This window comes from Moraxella lacunata, from assembly GCF_900453205.1.
Classification (GTDB): Bacteria; Pseudomonadota; Gammaproteobacteria; order Pseudomonadales; family Moraxellaceae; genus Moraxella; species Moraxella lacunata_B.
In genome coordinates, this window is record NZ_UGQU01000001.1 from 1,054,403 (window position 1) to 1,078,450 (window position 24,048).

At 42.3% G+C, this 24,048-nt stretch carries 26 protein-coding genes and 1 CRISPR repeat array; of the genes, 5 read left to right on the forward strand and 21 right to left on the reverse strand.

Annotation, left to right across the window (positions count from 1 at the left end):
- The first annotated feature begins 44 nt into the window (after positions 1 to 44).
- The 4 genes from cas4 to cas2 all read left to right on the forward strand — a co-directional run bounded on the left by cas4 (position 45) and on the right by cas2 (position 2,048).
- On the forward strand, positions 45 to 599 hold the full coding sequence (gene cas4 / locus DX073_RS05025; protein WP_115006087.1) for a type V CRISPR-associated protein Cas4: 555 nt from the start codon (positions 45 to 47) through the stop codon (positions 597 to 599).
- A 13-nt stretch (positions 600 to 612) separates the two neighbouring features.
- Positions 613 to 903, forward strand: coding sequence for a CRISPR-associated endonuclease Cas1 (locus DX073_RS05030; protein ID WP_115006089.1), 291 nt, complete (start codon positions 613 to 615; stop codon positions 901 to 903).
- Positions 904 to 1,017: 114 nt separating this feature from the next.
- Entirely contained in the window at positions 1,018 to 1,782 is a 765-nt protein-coding gene (gene cas1, locus DX073_RS05035) for a CRISPR-associated endonuclease Cas1 (protein ID WP_258556883.1), read from the forward strand.
- Complete coding sequence (gene cas2 / locus DX073_RS05040) at positions 1,779 to 2,048, forward strand: CRISPR-associated endonuclease Cas2 (protein ID WP_029104087.1); 270 nt, start codon at positions 1,779 to 1,781, stop codon at positions 2,046 to 2,048. Before cas1 ends, cas2 begins: the two co-directional genes overlap by 4 nt.
- Before the next feature lie 184 nt (positions 2,049 to 2,232).
- A CRISPR array of direct repeats spans positions 2,233 to 2,523; the repeat unit is 36 nt; unit sequence GTCTAACGACCTTTTAAATTTCTACTGTTTGTAGAT.
- Positions 2,524 to 2,871: 348 nt separating this feature from the next.
- Here cas2 and cmoB read toward each other — a convergent pair.
- Entirely contained in the window at positions 2,872 to 3,876 is a 1,005-nt protein-coding gene (gene cmoB / locus DX073_RS05045) for a tRNA 5-methoxyuridine(34)/uridine 5-oxyacetic acid(34) synthase CmoB (protein ID WP_115006093.1), read from the reverse strand.
- 120 nt (positions 3,877 to 3,996) lie between these two features.
- On the reverse strand, positions 3,997 to 4,797 hold the full coding sequence (gene cmoA / locus DX073_RS05050) for a carboxy-S-adenosyl-L-methionine synthase CmoA (RefSeq protein ID WP_115006095.1): 801 nt from the start codon (positions 4,795 to 4,797) through the stop codon (positions 3,997 to 3,999).
- Positions 4,798 to 4,873: 76 nt separating this feature from the next.
- On the opposite strand from cmoA, the gene msrA reads away from it, so the two are divergent.
- Positions 4,874 to 5,392, forward strand: coding sequence for a peptide-methionine (S)-S-oxide reductase MsrA (gene msrA, locus DX073_RS05055; RefSeq protein ID WP_115006097.1), 519 nt, complete (start codon positions 4,874 to 4,876; stop codon positions 5,390 to 5,392).
- A 292-nt stretch (positions 5,393 to 5,684) separates the two neighbouring features.
- Here msrA and DX073_RS05060 read toward each other — a convergent pair whose 3' ends face one another.
- The 19 genes from DX073_RS05060 to DX073_RS05155 form a co-directional block, all read right to left on the reverse strand.
- Positions 5,685 to 7,808 (reverse strand): PhoX family protein, encoded by a 2,124-nt coding sequence (locus tag DX073_RS05060; protein ID WP_115006099.1) that lies wholly within the window; start codon positions 7,806 to 7,808, stop codon positions 5,685 to 5,687.
- A 185-nt stretch (positions 7,809 to 7,993) separates the two neighbouring features.
- Positions 7,994 to 8,944 carry a glutathione synthase gene (gshB, locus tag DX073_RS05065; protein ID WP_115006101.1) on the reverse strand — a complete coding sequence of 317 codons (951 nt, stop codon included), beginning with the start codon at positions 8,942 to 8,944 and terminating at the stop codon, positions 7,994 to 7,996.
- 22 nt (positions 8,945 to 8,966) lie between these two features.
- A complete protein-coding gene (locus DX073_RS05070) occupies positions 8,967 to 9,431 on the reverse strand; it encodes a type II toxin-antitoxin system VapC family toxin (RefSeq protein WP_181814371.1) in 465 nt (154 codons plus the stop codon).
- The gene (locus DX073_RS05075; RefSeq protein WP_115006105.1) at positions 9,428 to 9,667 is read right to left on the reverse strand and encodes a hypothetical protein; all 240 of its coding nucleotides are present in this window, start codon (positions 9,665 to 9,667) and stop codon (positions 9,428 to 9,430) included. The genes DX073_RS05070 and DX073_RS05075 overlap by 4 nt, the downstream gene beginning before the upstream one ends.
- An 8-nt stretch (positions 9,668 to 9,675) precedes the next feature.
- A complete protein-coding gene (gene pyrE / locus DX073_RS05080; protein WP_115006106.1) occupies positions 9,676 to 10,314 on the reverse strand; it encodes an orotate phosphoribosyltransferase in 639 nt (212 codons plus the stop codon).
- 134 nt (positions 10,315 to 10,448) lie between these two features.
- Complete coding sequence (gene tsf, locus DX073_RS05085; protein ID WP_115006108.1) at positions 10,449 to 11,327, reverse strand: translation elongation factor Ts; 879 nt, start codon at positions 11,325 to 11,327, stop codon at positions 10,449 to 10,451.
- Positions 11,328 to 11,486: 159 nt separating this feature from the next.
- The gene (gene rpsB, locus DX073_RS05090) at positions 11,487 to 12,296 is read right to left on the reverse strand and encodes a 30S ribosomal protein S2 (protein WP_115006111.1); all 810 of its coding nucleotides are present in this window, start codon (positions 12,294 to 12,296) and stop codon (positions 11,487 to 11,489) included.
- A gap of 266 nt (positions 12,297 to 12,562) precedes the next feature.
- On the reverse strand, positions 12,563 to 13,018 hold the full coding sequence (locus DX073_RS05095) for a chemotaxis protein CheX (protein WP_115006113.1): 456 nt from the start codon (positions 13,016 to 13,018) through the stop codon (positions 12,563 to 12,565).
- A gap of 132 nt (positions 13,019 to 13,150) precedes the next feature.
- Positions 13,151 to 13,513: a response regulator gene (locus DX073_RS05100; protein WP_115006115.1), complete on the reverse strand. Its 363-nt coding sequence runs from the start codon at positions 13,511 to 13,513 to the stop codon at positions 13,151 to 13,153.
- A 230-nt stretch (positions 13,514 to 13,743) separates the two neighbouring features.
- On the reverse strand, positions 13,744 to 15,918 hold the full coding sequence (locus tag DX073_RS05105; RefSeq protein WP_115006117.1) for an ATP-binding protein: 2,175 nt from the start codon (positions 15,916 to 15,918) through the stop codon (positions 13,744 to 13,746).
- 833 nt (positions 15,919 to 16,751) lie between these two features.
- Positions 16,752 to 17,873: an SPOR domain-containing protein gene (locus tag DX073_RS05110; RefSeq protein WP_181814372.1), complete on the reverse strand. Its 1,122-nt coding sequence runs from the start codon at positions 17,871 to 17,873 to the stop codon at positions 16,752 to 16,754.
- Between the two features lie 137 nt (positions 17,874 to 18,010).
- A complete protein-coding gene (gene folC / locus DX073_RS05115; protein ID WP_115006121.1) occupies positions 18,011 to 19,330 on the reverse strand; it encodes a bifunctional tetrahydrofolate synthase/dihydrofolate synthase in 1,320 nt (439 codons plus the stop codon).
- 6 nt (positions 19,331 to 19,336) lie between these two features.
- Positions 19,337 to 20,041, reverse strand: coding sequence for a DUF2059 domain-containing protein (locus tag DX073_RS05120; protein ID WP_115006123.1), 705 nt, complete (start codon positions 20,039 to 20,041; stop codon positions 19,337 to 19,339).
- 73 nt (positions 20,042 to 20,114) lie between these two features.
- Complete coding sequence (accD, locus tag DX073_RS05125; protein ID WP_115006147.1) at positions 20,115 to 21,002, reverse strand: acetyl-CoA carboxylase, carboxyltransferase subunit beta; 888 nt, start codon at positions 21,000 to 21,002, stop codon at positions 20,115 to 20,117.
- 70 nt (positions 21,003 to 21,072) lie between these two features.
- The gene (gene trpA / locus DX073_RS05130; protein ID WP_115006149.1) at positions 21,073 to 21,891 is read right to left on the reverse strand and encodes a tryptophan synthase subunit alpha; all 819 of its coding nucleotides are present in this window, start codon (positions 21,889 to 21,891) and stop codon (positions 21,073 to 21,075) included.
- A 47-nt stretch (positions 21,892 to 21,938) separates the two neighbouring features.
- Entirely contained in the window at positions 21,939 to 22,550 is a 612-nt protein-coding gene (locus DX073_RS05135; RefSeq protein ID WP_115006151.1) for a hypothetical protein, read from the reverse strand.
- Positions 22,551 to 22,712: 162 nt separating this feature from the next.
- The gene (locus tag DX073_RS05145; protein WP_115006153.1) at positions 22,713 to 23,312 is read right to left on the reverse strand and encodes a hypothetical protein; all 600 of its coding nucleotides are present in this window, start codon (positions 23,310 to 23,312) and stop codon (positions 22,713 to 22,715) included.
- A gap of 64 nt (positions 23,313 to 23,376) precedes the next feature.
- Entirely contained in the window at positions 23,377 to 23,790 is a 414-nt protein-coding gene (locus DX073_RS05150) for a type II toxin-antitoxin system VapC family toxin (RefSeq protein ID WP_115006155.1), read from the reverse strand.
- Positions 23,787 to 24,044 carry a hypothetical protein gene (locus DX073_RS05155; protein ID WP_115006157.1) on the reverse strand — a complete coding sequence of 86 codons (258 nt, stop codon included), beginning with the start codon at positions 24,042 to 24,044 and terminating at the stop codon, positions 23,787 to 23,789. The genes DX073_RS05150 and DX073_RS05155 overlap by 4 nt, the downstream gene beginning before the upstream one ends.
- Positions 24,045 to 24,048: the final 4 nt, after the last annotated feature.

Below are 24,048 nucleotides of genomic sequence, written 5' to 3' on the forward strand. Positions count from 1 at the left end.
GCTAAAAGCTCAGTTTCGGCTGGGCTTTTTATTTGGGAGATAGTATGGAATATCATACGTTAAATATCAGTCAATTAAATGATTTTATTTTTTGTCCCTATTCTATTTATCTACATAACGTCTATCAGGCATTGGACGATGATACATATCATGATACGCCACAAGTCAAAGGGAAAATCGCTCATGAGGGCGTGGATAATGGCGCATACAGCACCAAAAAGACCGTTATCACTGCCATGGCGGTGCATTCGGACAAATATGGCTTGACAGGTAAAATTGACCAATATTTTGCCGATAGCAAAAAACTCATCGAACGCAAACGCACGATTAAAACGATTTATGACGGTTATAAATTGCAGCTTTATGCCCAGTATTTTTGTTTGATAGAAATGGGGTTTGAAGTGGATTATTTGGGTTTTTATTCGATGACGGATAATAAAAGCCACGCTTTGGCGTTGCCTGATGATGAGATTATTGATTGGTTTGAAAATCATTTATATAAGATACGTCATTACAATCCCATGACTGATGACATTCATGTCAATATCAATAAATGCACTCATTGTATTTATCAACCTTTGTGCGATAAGACGGACTAAATAAGGAAAATCTATGCTTAGCATTTCGGACATCAAAGAAAAACAGATGATATTATTAAATAACTTGGAGGGTGGCTATCATCTTTGTATCTCGCAAGGCAATATCATCATTAAAAATAAAGACAGCGATGAGACATTAACCAAAATCACCCGTCATAAAGCCATGGCTCTGATGATTATTGGGTATTGTACGCTGACTAATGTGTTGATTGAATTTTGTCAAAAATATGGCATTGCCTTGATTTTATTAAATTCAAGGGTATTGTTAATTGAGTATACTTTTCTAGAAAGCCGTTCGTGGTGAGCTTGTCGAACCATAACGGTTTTCCTAGACTTCGACAAGCTCAGTCCGAACGGAAAACCTTAAAATCTATCTTTATTTAACAATACCAATTCAAGATTAAGACCGATTTTATTTATCAGCTCTTTTGGCGAGGCAAATTATCTATTAAGGAAAAAGCAATATGCCATTGGCGATAATCAAGCCTTGAATTTTGCCAAACATTTTATAGAGCAAAAAGCCAATAATTCTATCACTTTATTAAAAGGCATTCGTAAAAAAGACGATGAATTACGCCAAATGATAGAGATATTGGCTGATTATCAAAGGCAGATTGGTCAAACCAAACGTTTGGATGAATTAATGGGCATAGAGGGCAATATTGCCAAAAGCTATTTTAAACATCATTTTGGGCAATTAAAACATACCTCTTGGCAAGGCAGGAAACCACGCCTAAAAATAGACCCTGTTGATGTTGTTCTGGATATAGGCTATACGCTGTTATTTAATTATATAGAGGTCAATTTGAGATTATTTGGTTTTGATGTTTATAAAGGCATGCTTCATCAGCTTTGGTATAAAAGAAAATCTCTGGTGTGTGATTTGGTTGAACCATTTCGCTGTATTGTGGATAAGCAGGTATTGACATCATTTAATCTTGGGCAATTTAAAACAGAGCATTTTAATCAAATAAAAATGCAATATCAATTAAAACCTGAACATCAGCGAACGTATAATGTTATTTTAATGCAGGCAATCATCGCCCATAAAGTGCCAATATTTGTTTATATCAGGGATTTTTATCGTGCATATATGAAATATGCTGATAAAGATATGATGTTTGGTGAATTGGCTTTGATGTTGCCAAACTTTGACATGCAAGCAAATGGAGAAGATGTATGATAATCGTCAGTTATGATATCAGTGATAATAAAGTGCGTGGGCGATTTGCCAAATTTCTAATGCAATATGGCGACAGATTGCAATATTCGGTCTATGAAATCCAAAACAGCGAACGTATTTTAAATATCATCACCGAAAAAATAAAAGCAGAATTTGAGCCTTTATTTACAGGGGCGGACAGTGTCATTATCTTTCGATTTACAGAACGTGAAGTATTAAGGTTTGGTCATGCCAAACATCGCAATGAGGATTTGTTGATTTTATAAAAAGCCTTGGAAAAAATAATGAATTTTGTTATAATAAAAAAATCTTGAATTACACCCAAAAATGTTTGCTTTGCAAATCTAAGTCTTAATGTGTGATTTATCATGTTTTGGCGGTAAAAATGATGATTTTTTGTACAAAAAACTTCTAATTTCTCAAAAAATCATTAAAAATGCCCCAAAATGGGTCTAACGACCTTTTAAATTTCTACTGTTTGTAGATATCAAGCCATGCACCACCCCTATCAAGTCTAACGACCTTTTAAATTTCTACTGTTTGTAGATAGTGTAAAAAGTTCTGCATTTGAGTGTAAGTCTAACGACCTTTTAAATTTCTACTGTTTGTAGATTTGTGTTGCAACTCTCTTTAAGTATTCGTCTAACGACCTTTTAAATTTCTACTGTTTGTAGATATAAGGGTATTAATACCTTGCCGTACTTAGTCTAACGACCTTTTAAATTTCTACTGTTTGTAGATATCACAAATTTTCTCGTATTGGTTGGAAGTCTAACGATTTTTTTAAACTTCTAGGCGCAATAATTGTAATCCATTTCAAAATTAAGGGTATCTTTATAAAAACATTAAACCTCTTTCCAAACTAAAAATAAACACTGGGGCTGAAGTTTTTAAAAATCTATAAAAATCGGGGGTTGGAAAGAAGTCTATTAAATTTTTGGGTATTGTTAATTGAGTATACTTTTCTAGAAAGCCGTTCGTGGTGAGCTTGTCGAACCATAACGGTTTTCCTAGACTTCGACAAGCTCAGTCCGAACGGAAAACCTTAAAATCTATCTTTATTTAACAATACCAATTTTTGGAATTACATTAAGGCTTTTTGGCAATCATGACCGCCCGTTTGGGGGCAGGATAACCTTCGGCGGTTTTGGTCTTATCGTCTTTGTCCAAAAAGTCCGCCAATGACTGATAATTCATCCACTCGGTTGCACGCTGTTCATCAGTGCTGGTCACATCAATATCCACACAACGCACATCAACAAAACCCACCTTGCCAAGCCATTTTGTCAACGCAGGCACGCTCGGCAAAAAATACACGTTATTCATCATCGCATAACGCTCAAACGGCACCAACGCGGTGTGTTCATCGCCATCAACGACGAGCGTTTCTAGAACAAGCGTGCCACCGTGACGTAGCTGAGCCTTTAACCGCTCCAAATGCTCAAAGGGCGATGAGCGATGATACAGCACCCCCATGCTAAACACAACGTCAAACCACCCCCCAGATGGCAACGCTTCTAGCCCCACAGGCACATAATGCACGTCGCACGCCCCCACAAAGTGCTTGACTGCCATGAACTGATGATAAAACAAACACGACGGGTCAATGACTACCACCGACGTTGCCCCCGCCCCGAACATGCGAAAGCCATGATAGCCCGAACCACCACCAACATCCAGCACTCGCTTGCCTGCCAAATCCAAATGCGGAGCAACTCTCTGCCACTTCCAATCCGACCGCCATTCGGTGTCTATGTGAATAAGCCTGTCATCCGAACCGATAAAAAAAGGGCCTTTTCGCCACGGCATGAGTGTTTTTAGCAGTGCCATGGTTTTTTTATACTCGTCCATTTGCCAATCACCGCCCAGCGTAATGGCGACTTTATCGGTCAAATCTGTCGCCACAGGATGAACGTCTGGCAGTTTATTAATGGCGGAGGCATAATAAGGGGCGTGGGCGTAGCGGGATTTGTCCTTGACGTCACCAAGCCATGTCGGTAGATGAGCAAGCCACTCATGAGCGACTGGGTTGTTTTTGGCAATGTTTAATAAAAACAGATACAAATCTTTTTCAAAATCGGCAATGGTAGTCATTGGTTATTCATGTAAAAGTTAAAATTTAGGTGTGTTTTTAGCAATAAGGGCGATTACAATTTATCTTATAAATGGGTTTTAAAACCATCAATGATTTGTAAGATAAAATAAATACAGGCTTTATTTAAACGCAATGATAGAGATAAAATTTAAAAAGCGAAACCACGTCATCTGTCTGGTAAAACCCACCGCCGTCAGTCGCTCGCTGTGCTGATATTCGCTGTCCGTGATAAGTACATTTTCTAAGGCATTTCGCTTACCACTGATTTCAAGCTCGCTGTACCCATTGGCACGCTTAAAGTCATAATACCGTTCAACTTGCCATGCGTCATTTTGCTCATCCATTAAATGCACTTTTTCGGTCAATATCAAAATCCCCCCATCCACCAATGCGTCATGGCATTTTTGCAAAAGTTCCGTCCGTTTGGCAGGCGGTAAAAATTGCAAAGTCAAATTCAGCACAATCATGTCGCACTCTAAAAGTGCCATCTCATTGACGTCATCGCAGATGATACTGATGTCATGATTGGGATAATGCTCACCCAACAAGGCAGTGGCACGCTCGGTCATGGGGTGCGAGTTGTCAATGCCAATAAGCTCTACCTCATCCGCCCCAAACTCGCCTGCCAATGTAAACAGCACCGCCCCAAGCGATGTGCCTAAGTCATAGACACGGCTGATTTTTTTGCCGTTTTTGTGTTGGCGATGTCCCAGATGACGACGGGCAAAAATCGGCAACATGGCAAGCACCTGCCCATAACCAGGGACACTTCGGCGTATCATGTCAGGAAAGCACGCCACCACCTGCTCATCAAAGCTAAAACGGGCGTGTTTGTCAAGGGGCGTGGTAAACAGTGTGTCCGCACCAGTATTAATGACTGAGTTAATGGTCGGACTGGGGGTATGGTCGCTGTGTGGCATAGGTCGTTGGATTTTTATAAAATATGTGCTATTCTACCACTATTAATATGTTTTTTCATAAATTAAAGGTGTAATTATGCAAGAGATTATCCTAGGGGGAGGTTGTTTTTGGTGTACTGAGTCGGTATTTTTGGCGGTCAAAGGCGTTATTTCTGTAACTAGTGGTTATGCAGGCGGACAAGCAGAGACGGCGGATTATGAATCGGTGTGCAGTGGACAAACGGGGCACGTAGAAGTTATCAAGGTTGTTTATGATGAGCAGGTCATTGATTTATCAAACATTTTGGATATTTTCTTTGCCACGCACGACCCCACCACCCCAAACCGTCAGGGCAATGACATTGGCACGCAGTATGCATCTGTGATTTTTTATACCGATGAAGCGGATTTACCCATCATCAATGACAAAATCGCCACGCTAAAAGCAGACGGCATTAACGTGGTCACACGCGTGGAAAAAGCCCCAGCCTTTTATCCAGCAGAAGATTATCATCAGAACTTTTTTGCCAAAAATCCCACCCAAGGTTATTGTAACTTTGCCATCCCACCAAAGTTACAAAAATTAAGGGCAGGATTTAGCACTCTTCTTAAATAATGATTCTCTCTGGTTCAATTGTAAGAGATAATTCCATTATAGAAATATTTTAGAAACAAAGCGATGTTTCTGCATGAAAAACTGTCATTCAACCACTTAATTTAAAAACTTATACACCCAAGAAACTTTAAAATTACTACAAATACAATGATGTGTGGACGCAGGGGCGTGGTAAATCTCAAGTTGGTTGGGTGTACAATTCAGTGGTCGGATTATTTTTCATTGCAAATACAAAAGTTGAGGCTGAAATAGCGTGTACAATGAAAATATCCGTTTAAAAGGCAGGAACCCCCTACCCCTCCAACGACTCCGCCAAAATCACGCCACCGTCTTTTTTGGTAATCACCACCGTGCCAGAGCGTGGGGTTTTGCCCCCTGCCACCGCCCCAAATGTACCCTCAGGGTGCTGAATGTTGATAAACAATGCCTTACAATCAGGGGTCATGGTAATGCCTGTTACTTCACACCCTTTTGGTCCAACAAAAAAGCGTTTTAGCGTGTCGGGCGTGGCTTTTGCCCCCATGTGGGTGGTTTTGCCTGTGCTTGTGGTCAGGCTCGCCCCGTCTCCGATGTGGTTTGGCAGACTTGCCAGTAGCATACAGTTGGTCGTTTTGGTGTACGCCCCGTCATCGGTCTGAATCCACAGCACGCCACGGGGGTCAAAAAACAGCCCATCAGGGGACGATAAATCATTCTCGGCGGTCAAGCCCGATAGGTTTTGCTCGTGCTTGTCATGGGGAGATGCAAACAGATAAATATCCCAAACAAACGTACCACCCACACCCCCTGCCGTCTCGGCAAAGCGAATAATATGCCCGTGCTGATTGCCCTTGCCGTCATAACTTCTAGGGTTAGCTCCGTTCACGTCTTCTTCTTTACGCTTAGAATTGTTGGTCAAAGTTACATAAATCTCACGAGTCAAAGGGCTTACCGACACCCATTCAGGTCTGTCCATTTTGGTCGCTCCCACCTTATCGCCTGCCATACGGGCAAACACGGCAATCTCGGCATTGCTCTCAAAGTCGGCAAGCATGGGATTTTTCTTAGACAGCTCACGCCACTGCCCCGTGCCGTCATCGTGGAACACCGCCACATACAGCGTGCCTTTATCCAGATATTTATCGCCCACCGCAAGCCCACCGCCCACATCGGCATTTGTCCATTTGGCATCGGAGACAAATTTATAAATGTACTCACCCCGAGCGTCATCGCCCATATAAAACACAAGCGGTTCGCCTTCGTTTGGCGGGGCAAAGGCACAGTTTTCATGAGCAAACCGCCCCAAACTTGTGCGTTTGACCGCCCTTTCTTTTGGATTAAAAGGGTCAATCTCGGTAATATAGCCAAAGGTGTTAAAGGTATAGCGATAATCATCCGTGGCGGTTTTGCCTGCCTTGGCGGTGATGTCCCAATGATCAAACTCGCCTGCCTGTCCGTCCTTTGGCGTGTGCCAACTGTACGCAGGGTCGCCTATCGTATCTTCTTTTAAGCCATATCGGGCAAGGCGTTTGTCGTTTTTGTCGCCGATGATGTCCTTATCCGCCCCACGAGCGAACACATTCAAAAAATTCTCTTCGGTCGTCAAATACGTCCCCCAAGGCGAAAGCCCTGCTCCGCATTGGTTGTTAATACCCACGCTCGACAAACCTTGTGGGTCAAGGCGTGTTTTGACAAATTCACTGCCCTTTGCCACGCCTGACAATTGGGCTGGCGTGCCACTGGTGTAGCGTTTGTTAAAGGGCGAATCCTTGATGAGCTCATAACCTGTGGGCGTGCGTTTGACTTCCACCACCGACACACCATGAGCGTGGATTTCACGGCGAACGTCATTGGCAAGTCGTCTTTTTTGAAAAATCTTGGGAGCGGTGTCGTCTTGGTCGGAGTAGTTTTCAATGGGATTTAGGTTTGAGTTGGTGTATTCGTGGTTCATGGCAAGCAGTCCCCGTTCGGACACATCGGGGGCGTAACTGCCGTTTTTTAAGCCAAAAAACCACATTCCGTCATGGTTGTCGCCCATGCGGTATTTAAAAGATTCGCCCACCACCATACGGTCGTCCGTCCACTCGCCAAGTCCGCTGACAATGGGCGTTCCCATGGGTAAAATCAGCTCGGCACGGTAGCCATCTGCCACAATCATGTCACCCCCTGTGTAATGGGGAACGGCGGTAAATTTTAGGGCGGTTGGGCGTTTCGGGAGTTTGCCTGCCCCATTGGTTGCTATTTTTGCCCCTGCTCCTGTTACACAGCCCATAAGGGGCAATGAGCCAAAGAAACTTGCGGTCATAAGCCCTGCCCCACCCTTTAAAATGGAGCGTCTTTTGATAAGCATATTGGCAAATTCGGGGTTGTCGGTCGGATTTGAGTCTTCGATGATTTCGTCATCGTGGTCTGGGTCGGTATTGCTGTACAATGGCATGGCGTACTCCAAAGGTTATCAAAGTACGCATAGGATACGGGCTTTTTATGACGGTTTTGTGAATGATTGATGATGATTTGATGAAAATTACCGCAGTTGGTAAGGGCGTGATGAACACGCCCCACATGGCATTTCCTTAGAGTAAATTGCAATTTACCCCACAATCATAATAAATCAACCACAACTTATTTTACCAAATTTTCAATAAACTCAATAAAATCCACCGCAATGGTTGTGCCACATTGCTCGTCAATCTCACGCACGCACGTTGGCGAAGTTACGTTAATCTCGGTAATTTTTGCCCCGATAAGGTCAAGCCCCACAAAATACAAACCCTTTTCTGCCAACACAGGGGCGATTTTTTCGGCAACGGCTCGTTCAGCGTCTGTCAGTGGCATGGCAACACCACGCCCGCCCGCCGCCAAATTGCCCCGAGTCTCGCCCCCTTGTGGAATACGAGCCAAGCAGTACGGCACGACCCTGCCACCAACGATTAGCACTCGCTTATCACCGTCTTTAATCTCGGGCAGGTATTTTTGAGCCATGATAGGCAAGGTTTCTAGTTGAGTGAGCATCTCCAAAGTTGAACCGATATTTGGGCTGTCTGCCGTCAAACGGAAAATCCCCATACCGCCCATGCCGTCAAGCGGTTTGACAATCACGTCTTTATGCTCATTGATAAATGAGCGAATGTGCGACTGTTTGGCGGTAACAATGGTCGGACTCATCAGCTCGCTAAACTGCGTGGCAAAGAGCTTTTCGTTACACGCACGCACCGAACTTGGATCATTTGCCACCAACACGCCTGCACGCTTGGCGTATTCTAACAGGTGCAAGGCGTACAAAAAATTCATGTCAAACGGCGGGTCTTTACGCATCAAAATCACGTCAAATTCGGTAGCTTTGACGGTTGATTTTTCGCCCAATTTATAAAAATCATCAGGATTTTTAAAGACTTCCACGTCCTGTTTATCCACGCACAGCTCGCCCTTATCAAGCCACAAATCATGAATGCCACAATACGCCAAACCATGCCCACGCTCGGCTATCGCCCACATCATCGCAAGGGAGGTGTCTTTTTTGTAGTTAATGGTGGCAATATCGTCCATGACGATAAGAAAGTTGAGTTTTTTCATCAGATTTTCCAGTTAAAAATGGTTAGAAATGTTTAAAAATACCACGCCAATCCGCCAACGCACAGACATTGCCATGCTTTTTGGTTTTGGCGATGTGGCGAGTATCGGCACTGACAAACGTGATGTTGCGATTGATTGCCATTGCCTGATAAATGCTGTCATACATGGACGGATAGCCACTTTTGGCATTGCCGTCTTGGCAGATTTTGGTCGCCAGTTGCCAGTCGTCAAAATCAGGCACTTGCAACACCAAATTGGTCGCCCGATAATCCGCCAGCAACGTCAATATCTCATTTAACTCAATGTGCAATCGCACACAAACCGAGATAACTTCATAATCAAAAAGCGTCGGAGCAATGATTAAAATATCGTGAGCAATACAATGATCTAGCAAGTCAAAAGCTAGCGGACTGTCGTGTTCGGCGTGTAGTAGTTTGACAAAAACATTGGCATCAATCACCACGCTATCGGCAAAATGAGATTTCACACCTGTCCGCCTTGTCGCAATTGATAAATCATATCCGTGGTAGAAATGCCATCAAGTGCATTGGCAGACTGGCGTAGCATTTGCATTTTTTTAAGCAGTTTTTCCTTGTTGATTTGATAAATCTGCTTGGCAAGCACTTCGCTGACAAACTCTGATTGCTCATCAAAAAGCACAAGTTCGTCCAACTGCTTGGCAATATTCTCATCAATCACAAACGTCCTCTCAACCACCGCCATAACGCCCCCTATACACCATATTGCTCACGGTAGGCTTGCATTTTTGCCAAATGCTCAGTCTCGCCTTTATCTTGCAAAAAGGCAATAATATCATCAATATCCACCAAGGCAAACACAGGCACGCCAAAATCATCTTTGATTTGCTCTACTGCCGAACGCTCGTCCTGCCCACGCTCTTTGCGGTCAAGGGCAATGACAATCCCAGCTAGGCTCGCCCCTGCATTCCTTAAAATCTCAACCACTTCACGCACAGCCGTCCCTGCGGTCATGACATCGTCAATCACCCACACCGATTTGCCTGACAAATCCGCTCCGACAAGGTTGCCCCCTTCGCCATGGGTTTTGGCTTCTTTGCGGTTATAACCCCAAGCGGTGTCAATGCCATGCGAACGCCACAGGGTCTGAGCCGTGGTCGCCACAAAAGGAATGCCCTTATATGCCGCCCCAAAAATCGTGGGGTTATCGCCTAACTCATTTGCCAAAATATCAGCATAACCATTTGAAAGCATATCCAACGCCTTACCGCTTGACAGTAGCCCTGCATTAAAAAAATAGGGACTCACCCGTCCTGATTTTAGGGTAAATTCGCCAAATTTTAAAACGCCATAATCAAGTAGTAGCCCAATAAATTCGTTTTTGTTAAACATAAAAATCTCCGATAAAATAAATGATTACAATAAATCATAAAATAATCTCTATTGTACTCTGTTTTGACAAATTTCCCAAATTTTTTACAATAAAAAACGCACCGAGATAGTGCGTTTTTATCATTCAAGAATGATTAACCTTGGGCGGCAGCTTGGGCGGCAGCAACTTCGGCAGCGAAGTCTTCTTGCTTTTTCTCAATGCCTTCGCCAACTTCTAGGCGTTTAAAGCTGATGACAGTGGCGTTTTCGGCTTTTAGGACATCGCCAACTTTTTTGTCGTTGTCAATGACATAAGGCTGATTTACCAAAGTCACTTCGTTTAGGTACTTTTGAACACCACCAGTAATCATCTTCTCGATAACCGCTTCTGGCTTGCCTGACTCTTTGGCTTTGGCTTCGATGATGTCTTTTTCACGAGCTAGGATGTCAGCAGGCACGCTCTCTTCGTTTACCGCCAATGGGTTAAAGGCAGCAACTTGCATGGCGACAACTTTACCAAGCTCTTCTGAACCACCTTCATAAGACACCACAACACCGATACGCAGACCGTGACGGTAAGCGGCTAGGTTAGCACCTTCGATGACTTCGGCGCGGCGAACTTGTACGTTCTCACCGATTTTTTGTACTAGGGCAACACGAGCTTCTTCTACGCTCACGCCATCTTCATAAGGCAGTGCAGAGATAGCAGTCACGTCTGTGGTGTTGTTTGCTAGGGCAAGCTCAGCCACTTTGTTGGCAAATGCGGTGAAGTTTTCGTCTTTGGCAACGAAGTCAGTTTGGCAGTTTACTTCTAATAGGAGTGCTTTGCCAGCCGTTTGGGCGATGATGATGGCACCGTCAGCGGCGATGTTACCTGCTTTTTTGGCGGCTTTGGCTTGACCTGATTTACGTAGGTTGTCAATGGCAAGCTCGATGTCGCCATTTGCTTCTTCTAGGGCTTTTTTACATTCCATCATGCCAAGACCAGTACGGTCACGGAGTTCTTTTACGGTTTTTGCAGATACTTGAGACATGGATTTTACCTTTTATGTGCTAATGATTGAATTTAAAACGCAATGACTTGCACACAGCAAGTCATTAATGGAGCGTATCGAGCATTTGTCATAACGAGCGTATCACCTTACTATTGACATGCTTGATAAATAACATAACACAACACGCCCATTGCCAAATCAATAGTTATTTACCACTTGACCCGCTTGATCGATTTTATCTTCAACATCGGCAGTAGCATTATTGCGACTGGCTTGTTTTTCAGGGTCTAACTCATCACCCTTACCTTGAGTTTTGGCATACTCTTTACCAGCGATGATGGCATCAGCCATGGCAGTGGCATATAGAGTTACAGCACGGATGGCGTCGTCATTGGCGGCGATAACATAATCTACGTTGTCAGGATTTGAGTTGGTATCGACCACACCAATCACAGGAATACCTAGGTTTTTGGCTTCTTTAATGGCGATGGCTTCATGGTCAACGTCAATCACAAAAATCGCATCAGGCAGACCATTCATGTCTTTGATACCACCCAAGGCACGCTCTAGCTTTTCCATGTCACGGGTACGCTCTAAGGCTTCACGCTTGGTTAGCTTGGCAAAGGTGCCGTCTTCAGCTTGCTTTTCTAACTCTTTTAGGCGAGCGATAGACTGACGGATGGTTTTCCAGTTGGTCAATGTACCACCCAACCAGCGATGGTCGATATATGGCATGCCTGCACGTTGTGCTTGCTCACGGATGGCCTGACCTGCAGCACGCTTGGTGCCGACAAATAGGATTTTGTTGCGGTTAGCAGCTTGCCCGTTAGCAAAAGTTAAGGCTTCATTGAATTGCTTAACAGTGTGTTCAAGGTTAATGATATGAATGCCATTACGCGCACCAAAGATGTATTGATTCATCTTAGGGTTCCAGTAGCGAGTTTGGTGACCGAAGTGAGCACCAGCTTCTAGCAAGTCACGCATGGCGATTTGAGTAGGATTTGACATGATGTGTCCTTAAAGTTTGGGTTATGCCTCCACGAATGGGTCTTACCGAATTCATCTTATTAAAGTCCATCAAGACTCTTAAATAAGACAAACACCCCGATAAGCCAAAAGCAAGTCCTACATAGATAATCCGGACTTTAATTCGTGTGTGTCATTAGGGTTCGTTAAATAAAATGCTTAAAAAAGCCACTTATTATAACACTTTTATACCATCAAAGCAAATAAAAAATCACCCATGACTGGCATGGGCAATTTTATCAACGTTATTAGTTGGTATAACCAACACAAATACCAATCACGCCATCATGCTCACGCCAATGAAAAGGAATGACATAGGTACGCTTGTCTTTGGGCAAGAAATTCACACTTGGCGCCCCATCCACAATCTTAGGTGGCGAGATGATAAAATCTGAACCAAACTCTGTGCGTGCGTTACCTGACACTGTATTTGCAACCTCGCCGATGAGGTCTTTTAGTAATGCCAAAGAATTCTCAGGCTCACCTAAAGTGATGAGCAGGTCACGCAGTAATGGGGTTTCTGCACTCACATATACACAGCCCGTCAAAGGACCTGTAATGGTAATAATACCACTATAATCATAAGCCAATGGCGTGGCATTACTGTTTAGATAAGGCGTGTCCACCTCGGTTAGTTTTTCACCAACTTGGTCAAAAAACGCCATGACCGAGCTGATAAATACGTTTAATTTTTCTGCTTTCATGCTAATTCTCTTTTTGTTTACTATGCCCTATCTTAAAATGAATTTTCAAATAAAGCAATAGGATTACCCTTAAAATTTCTTTAAAACTGACAAATTATCAATAAATGACACATCATCACTTATTGAATGAGACTAATCATGCATCAGCTCATCAAGTGCCAAAACCAACTCTTCGTCAGAAAATGGCTTGCATAGAAAACCGCTAGCACCTAGTGATAATGCTTGAATACCTGTGGCTTTGTCAGAAAGTGCTGAAACCACCAAAATACGCACCTCTTCATCTAAAGCAACCAGCTTTTCAATGCACTCCAAACCATCCATCTGAGGCATGGTCAAATCCATGGTTACAACATCAGGTTTGTGCAGTTGAAATTTTTCAACTGCGTCCGCCCCATTGGATGCTGTGGCAACCAACATGAATTTTTCGTTATTGTAAGCACGTTGAATGCGATTTCTGATAATGTTTGAATCATCAACAACCATTAATTTATACATATAAACTCCATTATAATACCCGTAAGCCTTCTAAATAATACAGCACTTGCAGGTTTTTGTAGGGTGTGTCTACCCTTGATACATTTTTATGAAATATGATTAAAATTCAACACTTTCATCTAGGACGCACCTATCATTGATGATGTTTTATCAAATTCGGTAGAAACTTAAAGTTTTGATTGATTTTTTCATTACAAATATCAAAGATAAGCACACCCTATTAAAATTAATCACATGGGTAGTTTAATTACAAAGCGACAGAATTGACCATCTTCACTTTGAACATTAATTTTACCACCAAATTCCTTCACACGATCTTTGACAATGTCTAGTCCCACGCCACGACCTGCATCTTCATCGGTTTGGTCTTTGGTGCTAAATCCTGATGAGAACAAGGTGTTTAATAAGCGACTCTTTTCAAAGGCATACACCTCATCTTCAGTATAAGTGCCTTTGGCAATAATACGCTGACGAATCGCTTCATAGTCAATGCCCCTGCCGTCATCTTCCATACTAAAAATAAAGTCGCTCTTATTATCTCCTGCGTAAGACTGCGCCATTACTTTTACGGTACCCATCTCGTTTTTGCCATTTTGGACACGAGCGGTGGGCGAGCCAATACCATGAACAATGGCATTTCGAAGTAGCTGAACACACAGTTCTTTGGTGACGGTTTTTAGGCGTGAAGGAATCTGTTGACCCTCTAACCCTTGAGTGTCTAGCTGTACAAGTTTACCTTGACGTTCGGCAATGTCTTGGGCAAACTGCTCTAAATACTCACCTAGCTCTTCTTTGGCATCCACAGCTTCTTCTTTTGCCACCTGAGTCATTTCACTTCTTAGGTAGTCTTCTTGGACTCTGGCACTAACCTCTTGATAACCATGACTCATCATATTACGTGCTGCTGCATTGATACGTTCGCCCAAACCAGCAATGGTATTAGACAGACTTAACAACTCATCTAGATGCACCGTTAATGGTAAGAAATCATTACCTGAGAGTGTTGCTTGGTTTTGTAATGCATGCAGTTTATTTTCTGCTTCAGAAGCAATCTTGGTAAAACTGTGTAGCTTAAGGGCTGACGCTTCACCTTTTAGGCTATGCATCTCACGATATAGCGATTTGGTTTTGTTTTGCAGTTCAAATTGTGAACTGCCTGGATTTTTGAGTGTATTGTTCATCTTCTCAATATGCTTGTGCGCATTGTCAATAAACTCACTAACAACCGTAGGATTTACATTTAAAATGGTGGTCAGCATCTCAATCTGCATGTCGTTTTGGGCACGCTCTTGTTCTAGACGTTGTTCTAGGCGTACCGCATCAGAGATGTCATTGACGTTCACCAAAATACGAGCAATGTCTTTGCCTTCATATACCCGAGAGAATTTAAAGTCAAGATAGCGGTTCTCACTGGTACCATCTTCACTCTCACGCTGAATCATTACCTTATTTAAAGGGTTTAAGCTGTCCACCAATTTTTCTTTAACACGTGGGTTGTATAGCTGGTCGATGAATTTTTGTGTGGTGTCAAGGTCTTTATCTGAGATACGATTACGAAGCACAGTGGTCAAGTTCTCACCACCTAAGCGATTAGTACCGATGATGTCACTCAGGGCTTTTGAGTGTTGCTGACCGATGTTTAGGTCTCTGTCAAGCAGGAACAAACCGGTGTTTACCGTCTGCATGATCTCAGCGGTTTCTTGACGTGCCGCTTCGGTCTTAGCATCCGACTCACGCAGACGTCTTAGTACGATGAGAATAAACACGGCAAAATACGCCAAAATCGCACCCACCCCAACAAGCTGAATAATACGAATATTGCGAGCCTGAATTTCGGCAATGCCCGTTATGTCAGAAGTTAGATCATGCAAAGCGTCATTCATCACCAAAGATGAAATTTTGGCTTGCTCGCCTGCCAAACGCAGTGGCGTACTAGAATCTGCAGTAATATCGCTCGCCACCGCCAGATACGCATCTACCCTAGGTTTTAGAACATTCCATTGTTCTCGTGCCACCTTTAACTGGGCGATTGCACTTTCATCTGTCACCTTTGGCAGTTGATGAGCATCACCATGCGAGTCATGGTAGATACCAGCATTTTCAATGGCAGTCAAAGTTGTATCAATAGATTTACTGGTGGCATCTAGACGAGTCAATACCGTTTTCATGTGGGGGGATGTGATGTCCTCACCATAACTTAACTGCATGTCAAAAATGTCTTTAATGAGTGATTGCGTGTCGTTGGCAACCCAGTGTGTGGCGTTCGCCAAGGTAGAGTTGCGTTCTAGCACGTTTGATGCATAAAAGGTAAATACAAGTAAGACAAAAATCAATGCCATAAAAAGCGACATCGAGAGAATCAAACCCTGATAACGCCCTGTGGCTGGTGTGGCATTTTGAGACATAAATACTCCTAACGAGAAGTGACTGACAACCTTATTGTGGCGCTATACATTCCTTTAATATTTTTATTACATCATAAAAATACCCAAACCAAGCAACAAGGCATCTTATTAAGGTCCGCCCAGATCATATCATCACACCCAAACCCATCATGAAACGACCTCCATCAGCCATCGCAACAGGTTGTTACAAGTGTTACAGATTTATTTCAAAATTTGGGCATATACCTAACATTATAACACAACCAGCACAATTATCATCAAAAAATTATTAATTTATCAGGGCAATTGCACTTATATTTAATTTTTAGCAAGGTAAATTATCCTCATAAAGAAATCGTCAATTTCCAGACATAAATCATTAGGGCGTGCCTACCATTGATAAGACTTTATTGAAATTTGATTAAAATTTGATGATTTAATCAATTTTCTCACGAAAATGGCTATTCGACCATTCAATCGTGTAAATTTTGAAGATTTTAACTTAATTTCTTTAGATTAAGCGGTCGGATTGTTTTTCTGCGTCAAAAACTTGTCTGATAAAAACTCACAGCCTGCGATTTTTCCTTGACAAACGTGTGATTTTCCTCATTTTTTAGTGCAAACACCAAAGTTTAACACGCCCTACACAGATTTATTGATAAAAATACCAATCAATCCCACCAAACTTATTTTGTGATAAAACCATCAATCCTTATCGCCCATCACTTATTTTTGTAAAATTTTGTAGCCCATTTATCTCACCAAAAAAAATCGCACAACTTCATCGGTCATGCGACTATATTTTATCACGGTTAATCAATCACAATAATCAATTTATCCAAACCCTCTTAGAGCTACTGCACACGTTTTACCCATGCACCACTGCCGTCCACACGACTGTCGTTTTTGATTTTGTCACGCAAAGCGGCGGCGGCGTCTTGGTTTTTCTCTGACCCGACCAGCACTCGTACGCCACGACTGGTCTGACTGGTACTGACCTTATAGCCAGCGTCTCGATATTTTTTGGCAAGCTCATCGGCTTTGGCTTGATTGTCGGCCAGCGACACCTGCACGCCATAGCGGACATTACTGTCGCCGTCACTGTCCTTTTGACGGGCTTCTTTTAGGCGTTTGTCGGCACTGGCGGCGGCAGCTTTTTGGGCTTCTCGCTCTTTAGCTTCACGTTCTAAGCGTGCTACTTGTGCTTTTGATGGGATTTTGATGGTTTTGCCAAGCGGTAGGGGATCGTGTCGCCCCATGTTGTTGGCTTCGGCAAGGGCGGAGACAGGCACGCCATACTGACGAGACAGCTTAATCAAACCGTCACCACGCACCACTTTGTGCTGACCATTATTGGCATTTTGTGGGGCTTCATCACGGGCTTTTTTGGCTTGTTCTTTTTTCTCTTTCTCAGCTTGTTCTTTTTGGGCTTTTAGCTTATCCGCCTTGGCTTTTTCGGCACGTTCACTCGCCCGTTTATCGGCTTTGGCTTTCTCGTCCTGTTCTTTTTTGGCTTTTTCTTTGTCGTCTTTTTCACGCTGTTCTTGCTCTTTTTTGGCTTTTAGCTCTTTTTCTTTGGCAAGTTTTTCCAAGCGTTCACGCTCCGCCTGTGCCTTGGCAACAGCAATGGCTTCGGGGCGTGTTTCCACCGTCAACATGTCGGCAGGCGTGGCTGTGGCTAGGGCTTTTTGCTCAGCGGTTGCCTTATCAAGCGCCAGTTGCTGGGCTTTTTCTTGGGCTTCGATGAGTGCCATGGCTTCTTTTTCTTGGGCAAGCGTGCGAGCTTCTCGGGCTTCTTGTTTGGCGGTCAAAAGTTTGCTCTCGGTCGCCATATCCACGGTCAAAGGCTCAACGGTCGGGCGAGCCACGCCGTCATCGGCAGTGGTCGCCACGCTATCTGCTAGGGGGGTGGTCTTAGCAGTTTGTACGTTTTGGGCGGTGTCGCTTTGTCCTTGATTGACGGCATATAAAATCACACCACCACCCAAAACCAAACTTAATCCTAATAATAACTGTTTTGAAATCATCGTCTTATCACGTCTGTTAACAATGTTTTTATTTTACCATAAAAGACAATAAAGCCAATCGGATTTATCTTGATTTTACAATTTTCTTAGACAGAACGTGGGTTGTCCGCTAGCCCCAATGCAATCAAACTCTCGCCTATCGTATGAAACGAGCCAAAACACAAAATCACGTCATCATGAGTCGCCTGCGTCTCTACACTTTCCACCGCTTGGGCAATGCTGTCATGGGCATAAACGGTACTGTTTGGCAAATGCGTGGCGATTTTGGTGTGTAGCTCGTCCGCTGCCACTGCTCGCACATTGTCAATCTTACCAATATGCCATGCATAAATGGGCAAATCAAAGGTATTAATAAACGCCAACACGTCATCAATGTCTTTATCGGCAAGCATAGAAAAGACAAAATGCAATTTGGCAGTGGGGCGGTTGGCTTTAATAGTTTGCCAAAATGGGATAAATAAATCCATTAAAAACTGTATGCCGTGCGTATTATGCCCAACATCAAAAATCCATTGTTTACCATTTATCATTCTTTTGTCAAATCGCCCTGATAATTTGACATTGTTTAAGCCATTTTTAATATCGTCTATGCTGATGGTTAATTCACTTGCCAATATCGCACTGATGGCATTACTGGCATTTATCAGGGCGATATTTGGCTTTGGCAAATCTAATGTCATCGCCCCATTGGCATATATCCAATATTTATCATGTACTTGATAAATAAAGTCCTTACCATATTGATAGTATTTGGCGTTTTTGTCATGAATCATTTGGGATACGCTATTAGGCATATCACGCTCGCCATAGATGACGGGCATATCATTACGGATAATCCCTGCTTTTTCAAAACCGATTTTTTCTCTATCATCGCCCAGCCAATCGATATGGTCAATGCCGACATTGGTAATCACGCCCACATCAGGATCGATGAGATTGACCACATCAAGCCGTCCACCCAAGCCAATCTCTAATACCCAAACATCGCAGTTTAATTCTTTAAAAATCCAAAATGCCGATAACGTCGTCATTTCAAAAAACGATAAAGAAACACAGCAGTCCGTGCGGGCTTTTTCACAGGCATTAAAGGCTTTTATCAATAACTCATCATCAACATCTACCCCACCTATTTTAATGCGTTCGTTAAAACTTATCAAATGGGGGGATTGATATAGGGCGGTTTTGTAGCCAGCTTGGGTGCAAATCTCACTGATGAGAGCGGTGGTCGAGCCTTTACCGTTGGTGCCTGCGACTGTAAGGACATAGGGGCGGTGTGGCAAGTCGTCTTTTAATACGCCCAACGCTTGGGCGACAGGTAGCACACGGTCAAGCCCCATATCAATGGCGGAGACGTGAATGTTGCCCATATAATTGAGCCACTCGGAGACGGTTTGGGGGGTGTTCATGGGTAATTATTCGCTGTCAATATTTTTTAAAAATTCTGGATTGGGCTCACTACCATAACCAAGATTCTCTGCTATTTTAAACATTTCTGAATACATATACCGTACGGTGGGTGAGTTTTCATAAAGTTTTTCCACTTCTTCTCTAAGTTGTGCTTCTTTGGTTTTATTGTACTTTTCTAGAAAATCTTTACCATGATTTTCTACATATTCAATAATGCTATTAATATCAGGGTTGTCCACTAATTCATGCTCAACTTCATAAGATTCGGTCAAAGCAATGCTTTTACCAATGGGCGATTCATAAAATTCAATTAATGCATTTACTTGTTCTTGGTTGTACAGCCTTTTTGTCTTATCAATCTCTGTTTGTATGTACATTTTGTCAATAAGCTCAATCCAATTTGGGTCGGTCGTGATTTCTTTTTTTAACATCTCTTGGGATTTTTTATTAAGTTCTAACATCATTGCCAGCTTTTGTTCTAATGCCTGCCTGTCATCATTTTCCGATATAATAAATGGAAAGATTTGAATGACGATGACTGATTGTGGAATGACATCACTAAATGCATTTATATAATGCTCTTTTGTCATTTTGGCTTTGATTAAACGCTCCACCGATTCATCACTCGGTGTAATATTAGAAATATTGACAGAGACATTGGCATAAGCCATTGATGATAAAAATAACATTATGATGATAAAAAGACGCATATAATTTCCCTTATGTTGTCCAATAAAAATACCAAAACCCCTTTACAGAGTTTTGGTATTATAGCACGATTTATCAACCCACATTCGGCAATTTCATCAGCTTGGTAAGCAGTCTATACACCGTATCCACAAGCTCATGCCGATGTACCACCATGTCCACCGTGCCTTTATCTAGCAAAAATTCGGCACGTTGGAACGGCTCATCAAGCACTTCACGCACGGTCTGCTCAATCACTCGCTTACCTGCAAAACCAATCATCGCTTTTGGCTCGGCAATATGCACATCGCCCAGCATGGCAAGGCTTGCCGTAACCCCACCATAGACAGGGTTGGTTAGCACCACGATATACGGCACGCCCGCCAAACGCAAGCGTTCGATGACCGCAGACGTGCGAGCCATTTGCATGAGTGATAACAAGCCTTCTTGCATTCTCGCCCCACCACTGGCGGCAAAACAGACTAAGGGCTTTCGTTCGGCAAGGGCTTTTTCGCCCGCCATGACAAACCTATCGCCCACCACCGAACCCATAGAACCGCCCATGAATTTAAAATCAAACGCACAAGCAATCAGCTCCAAATTCTTGATTTTGCCATTCATGACAATCAAGGCTTCGCTCTCGCCCGTGGTCTTTTGGGCTTCGCTCATACGCAAGGGATAAGGCTTGGAGTCTGTAAATTTTAACGGGTCGCCCGCTTGGTAGTTTTGCCCAAGCTCGCCTGTGATACTGTCAAAAAACCACTCCAACCGCTTGCGAGCCGACATCGTCAAATGGTGGTCGCAGTCGGGGCAGACGTATTGATTAAAAATCAAGCTGGTGTTGGTCGTCAGCGTGTGGCAATTTGGGCATTCGGTGGACGGCTCGGTCTCCACCGCAGACGGCTGAACGATACGGTCTTGCTTGATAGACGGTACAGGGCGGTTGAGCCATGTGGTTGGCGTTTGGGCTTGGGTGTCAGTCATGGTATTCCTAATCCAATATTCAAATAAACATAGTTTACAGTTGTTTTGATGATTTGGCAAATGGTTTTTGTTAAAGGCTATCAATGGCTTGGCGTAACTCGTCCATTTTTGAAAGCACCTTATCAATGGCAAGCTCCAACTTGTCCTTGTCATCGCCCACATCGGCAAAATGACGCACCAATTCACTGCCAACAATCACACCGTCTGCAAATTTTGCCACCGCTTTGGCACTCTCGCCATCACGAATACCAAAACCGACACAAATCGGCAAGTCGGTATCCGCCTTAATCGCTTGCACTTGGCGAGCGACTTCGTCAGTATCCAAAGCCTTTGAACCTGTTACGCCCTTGACTGAGACATAATAGATAAAGCCAGAGCCGTGTTTTAACACTGCTTGACGGCGGTCTTTTTCGGTGGTTGGGGCAAGTAGGAAAATTTGGTTAATGGCTTTATCAGCGAGTTTGGCGGACAAACTCTCATCAGTCTCATTGGGCGGTAAATCCACCAAAAGTAAACCGTCCACGCCATTTTGCTCGCACAACGCCAGAAACTTATCATAACCGATAATCTCCACAGGGTTAAGATAGCCCATCAAAAGTACAGGCGTGGTGCTGTTGGTTTTACGAAACTCGCCCACCATTTGCACCGCTTGGGTGGTACTCGTCCCAGCGTTTAAGGCTCGCTCGCCAGCTAGGGCAATGGTTTGACCGTCCGCCATGGGGTCGGAAAACGGCAAGCCAATCTCAATCACGTCCGCCCCATGAGCGACAAGGCGGTGCATTAAGTCCACCGTAACGCTCGGGGTCGGGTCGCCTGCCATGATGTAGGGGATTAGGGCTTTTTTGTTTTGCTGTTTTAAAGTCGCAAAAGTTTCTTGAATTCGGGTCATAAGTTTGTTTCCATTTAAAGTTACTTTGGTAAATTGTGGGTTATTGATTATAACCCATTTTGAGTCAATTCAATATTCATCACCACTTCGGCTTTGTCTTTAAAAGTGATACGAATGGGATTGCTTTTTGGTTCTAATTTTCTTAATCTATTATAAGTTTTTCTCTTGATTTTTAAGTCATATCTACAAATGTTACCATACTCTCCAATACATTTATCAGGATTTTGAACATCATAAAATGTAATATGATAATACCTACCTTTACTATAATAGGTTGTAACTTTATATTCATTGGTTATTATTGTTTGACTAGGTTCAAATACGCTATAATAAGCATTCTTATAAAGTCCAGAAAAATACAAAATGATTATATAGCCAATAAAGGAAAAAATTATGATTGGTGTCTTTATGGATTTTCTTTTATTCTTTGTATTTTCATCAGTCTCTGAAATCACCAGAAATAAACTAAATATCACAAGTATAACAACATAACCAAAGAAAGCGGTGATAATATCGCATAATATCGCAATCTTTCCTTCATAAAGACTAAAAAAATGTACAATCTCAAGATACCCAATCGTCAAACAACAGACACCCATAAAAATATTATATTGTGACCATTTTTTGTGATTGGTTGTATCAGTGTTATTTTCGCTCATTTTATTATTCTACCAACAATCTATCACGCACCACCATTAACGCAAATCCCAATAAATTTAAGCCTTGCCAGTTATTGGGATTATGGCTTTTTTGTTTTGCTGTTTTAAAGTCGCAAAAGTTTGGGAGGTTCGGGTCATTTGGATTCTCTCTTTTTGCACAAATTAAAGTTGTTTGGCAACTTCTAATTTCATCAATATTCTTGCCTTTGGTTTAAAGGTTAATTGCAATGGATTGTCTTTATTTGATGAATTTAAATGTTGTAAATCATCATAAGTCTTGCCGTTAATTCTTAATTTATAAGTATAACGGCATTTTTGGTATTTAGGATTACAAGAATCAGGGTTATCTTTATCATCAAATACCAAATAATAAATCTTTTCGCCACGATAAAGGTCATAGTAAAATTTATAACTATCGCTCACCACGATTTGATGATTTTCAAAAAGTGGATAATAAATATCATCTGTCAAATCAGCAAACAACATCAAAAATACCACAGGGCAAGCCAATACCGCCAATAAATCCTTAAAATCTTCCCATAATGTCTCATTGCCTTTTTTAAGCTGTGTCAATGAAAAATAAACCCCAGCTGGCAATAGAATAAGCATTATCAGACTGGTTGACATTCTGGATAAAACACCCCAATAGCCTTCTTGCACACCCACATATGAACTGCCAAGCATGGCATACATCACAAGTCCAAAGAATGCAAAAAACAAGACGGTCAAAATCTTTGGGACGGGTTTATTTTCTTCGGTCATTGTTGTGATATTTGAGTTTTTAAAGTTTAAAGCGGTTTATCGCCTGATTTGTTTGGTGCTATTTTTAATCACTTGGACTTTCTACCACAATTCCACATTGCTTAGCAATTTTATTGGCTTTTTTGTCAAAACTTAATAATTTTGCGTTATCAAATTGCGTGGTTTGATACGCAATAATACCGTCCGCAAAATCGCCATTTTTTTCTAAAAACCTTAAAGCAAATTTTACAGCCGATAAATTAACAATCTGAACATTTGGCAAATTCAATAAAGTAAGCATAATAGATAAAATTATCATATTATCCACTTTCATTGTCTTTTTTAATACCCAATATAACTCACACAAAGTCTCTGATGTGATAACAAGCTGATAATCCTTATTTTCAAAATAAGGCGTTACAAGCTCGGTTTGATTTTTATCATCATCATGAAAATAACGCAATAAAACATTGGTATCCACAACAAAAGTTTGGTTCATGACATCATTGCCCTTTGCATAATGCCTTGATGAATGCCATTTTCAATATCTTCATCAGTCAAAGGTTTTGGGTAATGCTTATTTAGAATCCCTTTTAATTGGCGAATATCATCATAAACCATGGGCTTTTGTGGTTTGGTTTCAATGGTAATGGCATTGGCTTTATCTTGATGTTGCCCGATAAAGCCTTCTATGACCGTTTTTAACTCTTCAATCAGATGATTTTCAGCCGTTACAACAAGCTGTGATTGCATAACA

What these genes read in the sequence shown, in the direction of transcription:
- tsf (WP_115006108.1), bottom strand. Translation starts at nt 11,327, where the DNA reads ATGTCTCAAGTATCTGCAAAAACCGTAAAAGAACTCCGTGACCGTACT.
- DX073_RS05105 (WP_115006117.1), bottom strand. Translation starts at nt 15,918, where the DNA reads ATGTCTCAAAATGCCACACCAGCCACAGGGCGTTATCAGGGTTTGATT.
- DX073_RS05095 (WP_115006113.1), bottom strand. Translation starts at nt 13,018, where the DNA reads ATGAAAGCAGAAAAATTAAACGTATTTATCAGCTCGGTCATGGCGTTT.
- folC (WP_115006121.1), bottom strand. Translation starts at nt 19,330, where the DNA reads ATGAACACCCCCCAAACCGTCTCCGAGTGGCTCAATTATATGGGCAAC.
- DX073_RS05135 (WP_115006151.1), bottom strand. Translation starts at nt 22,550, where the DNA reads ATGAGCGAAAATAACACTGATACAACCAATCACAAAAAATGGTCACAA.
- DX073_RS05100 (WP_115006115.1), bottom strand. Translation starts at nt 13,513, where the DNA reads ATGTATAAATTAATGGTTGTTGATGATTCAAACATTATCAGAAATCGC.
- DX073_RS05075 (WP_115006105.1), bottom strand. Translation starts at nt 9,667, where the DNA reads ATGGCGGTGGTTGAGAGGACGTTTGTGATTGATGAGAATATTGCCAAG.
- pyrE (WP_115006106.1), bottom strand. Translation starts at nt 10,314, where the DNA reads ATGTTTAACAAAAACGAATTTATTGGGCTACTACTTGATTATGGCGTT.
- cmoA (WP_115006095.1), bottom strand. Translation starts at nt 4,797, where the DNA reads ATGCCACACAGCGACCATACCCCCAGTCCGACCATTAACTCAGTCATT.
- DX073_RS05030 (WP_115006089.1), top strand. Translation starts at nt 613, where the DNA reads ATGCTTAGCATTTCGGACATCAAAGAAAAACAGATGATATTATTAAAT.
- msrA (WP_115006097.1), top strand. Translation starts at nt 4,874, where the DNA reads ATGCAAGAGATTATCCTAGGGGGAGGTTGTTTTTGGTGTACTGAGTCG.
- cas2 (WP_029104087.1), top strand. Translation starts at nt 1,779, where the DNA reads ATGATAATCGTCAGTTATGATATCAGTGATAATAAAGTGCGTGGGCGA.
- DX073_RS05155 (WP_115006157.1), bottom strand. Translation starts at nt 24,044, where the DNA reads ATGCAATCACAGCTTGTTGTAACGGCTGAAAATCATCTGATTGAAGAG.
- DX073_RS05145 (WP_115006153.1), bottom strand. Translation starts at nt 23,312, where the DNA reads ATGACCGAAGAAAATAAACCCGTCCCAAAGATTTTGACCGTCTTGTTT.
- cas4 (WP_115006087.1), top strand. Translation starts at nt 45, where the DNA reads ATGGAATATCATACGTTAAATATCAGTCAATTAAATGATTTTATTTTT.
- accD (WP_115006147.1), bottom strand. Translation starts at nt 21,002, where the DNA reads ATGACTGACACCCAAGCCCAAACGCCAACCACATGGCTCAACCGCCCT.
- DX073_RS05060 (WP_115006099.1), bottom strand. Translation starts at nt 7,808, where the DNA reads ATGCCATTGTACAGCAATACCGACCCAGACCACGATGACGAAATCATC.
- rpsB (WP_115006111.1), bottom strand. Translation starts at nt 12,296, where the DNA reads ATGTCAAATCCTACTCAAATCGCCATGCGTGACTTGCTAGAAGCTGGT.
- cmoB (WP_115006093.1), bottom strand. Translation starts at nt 3,876, where the DNA reads ATGACTACCATTGCCGATTTTGAAAAAGATTTGTATCTGTTTTTATTA.
- DX073_RS05150 (WP_115006155.1), bottom strand. Translation starts at nt 23,790, where the DNA reads ATGAACCAAACTTTTGTTGTGGATACCAATGTTTTATTGCGTTATTTT.
- DX073_RS05120 (WP_115006123.1), bottom strand. Translation starts at nt 20,041, where the DNA reads ATGCGTCTTTTTATCATCATAATGTTATTTTTATCATCAATGGCTTAT.
- gshB (WP_115006101.1), bottom strand. Translation starts at nt 8,944, where the DNA reads ATGAAAAAACTCAACTTTCTTATCGTCATGGACGATATTGCCACCATT.
- trpA (WP_115006149.1), bottom strand. Translation starts at nt 21,891, where the DNA reads ATGACCCGAATTCAAGAAACTTTTGCGACTTTAAAACAGCAAAACAAA.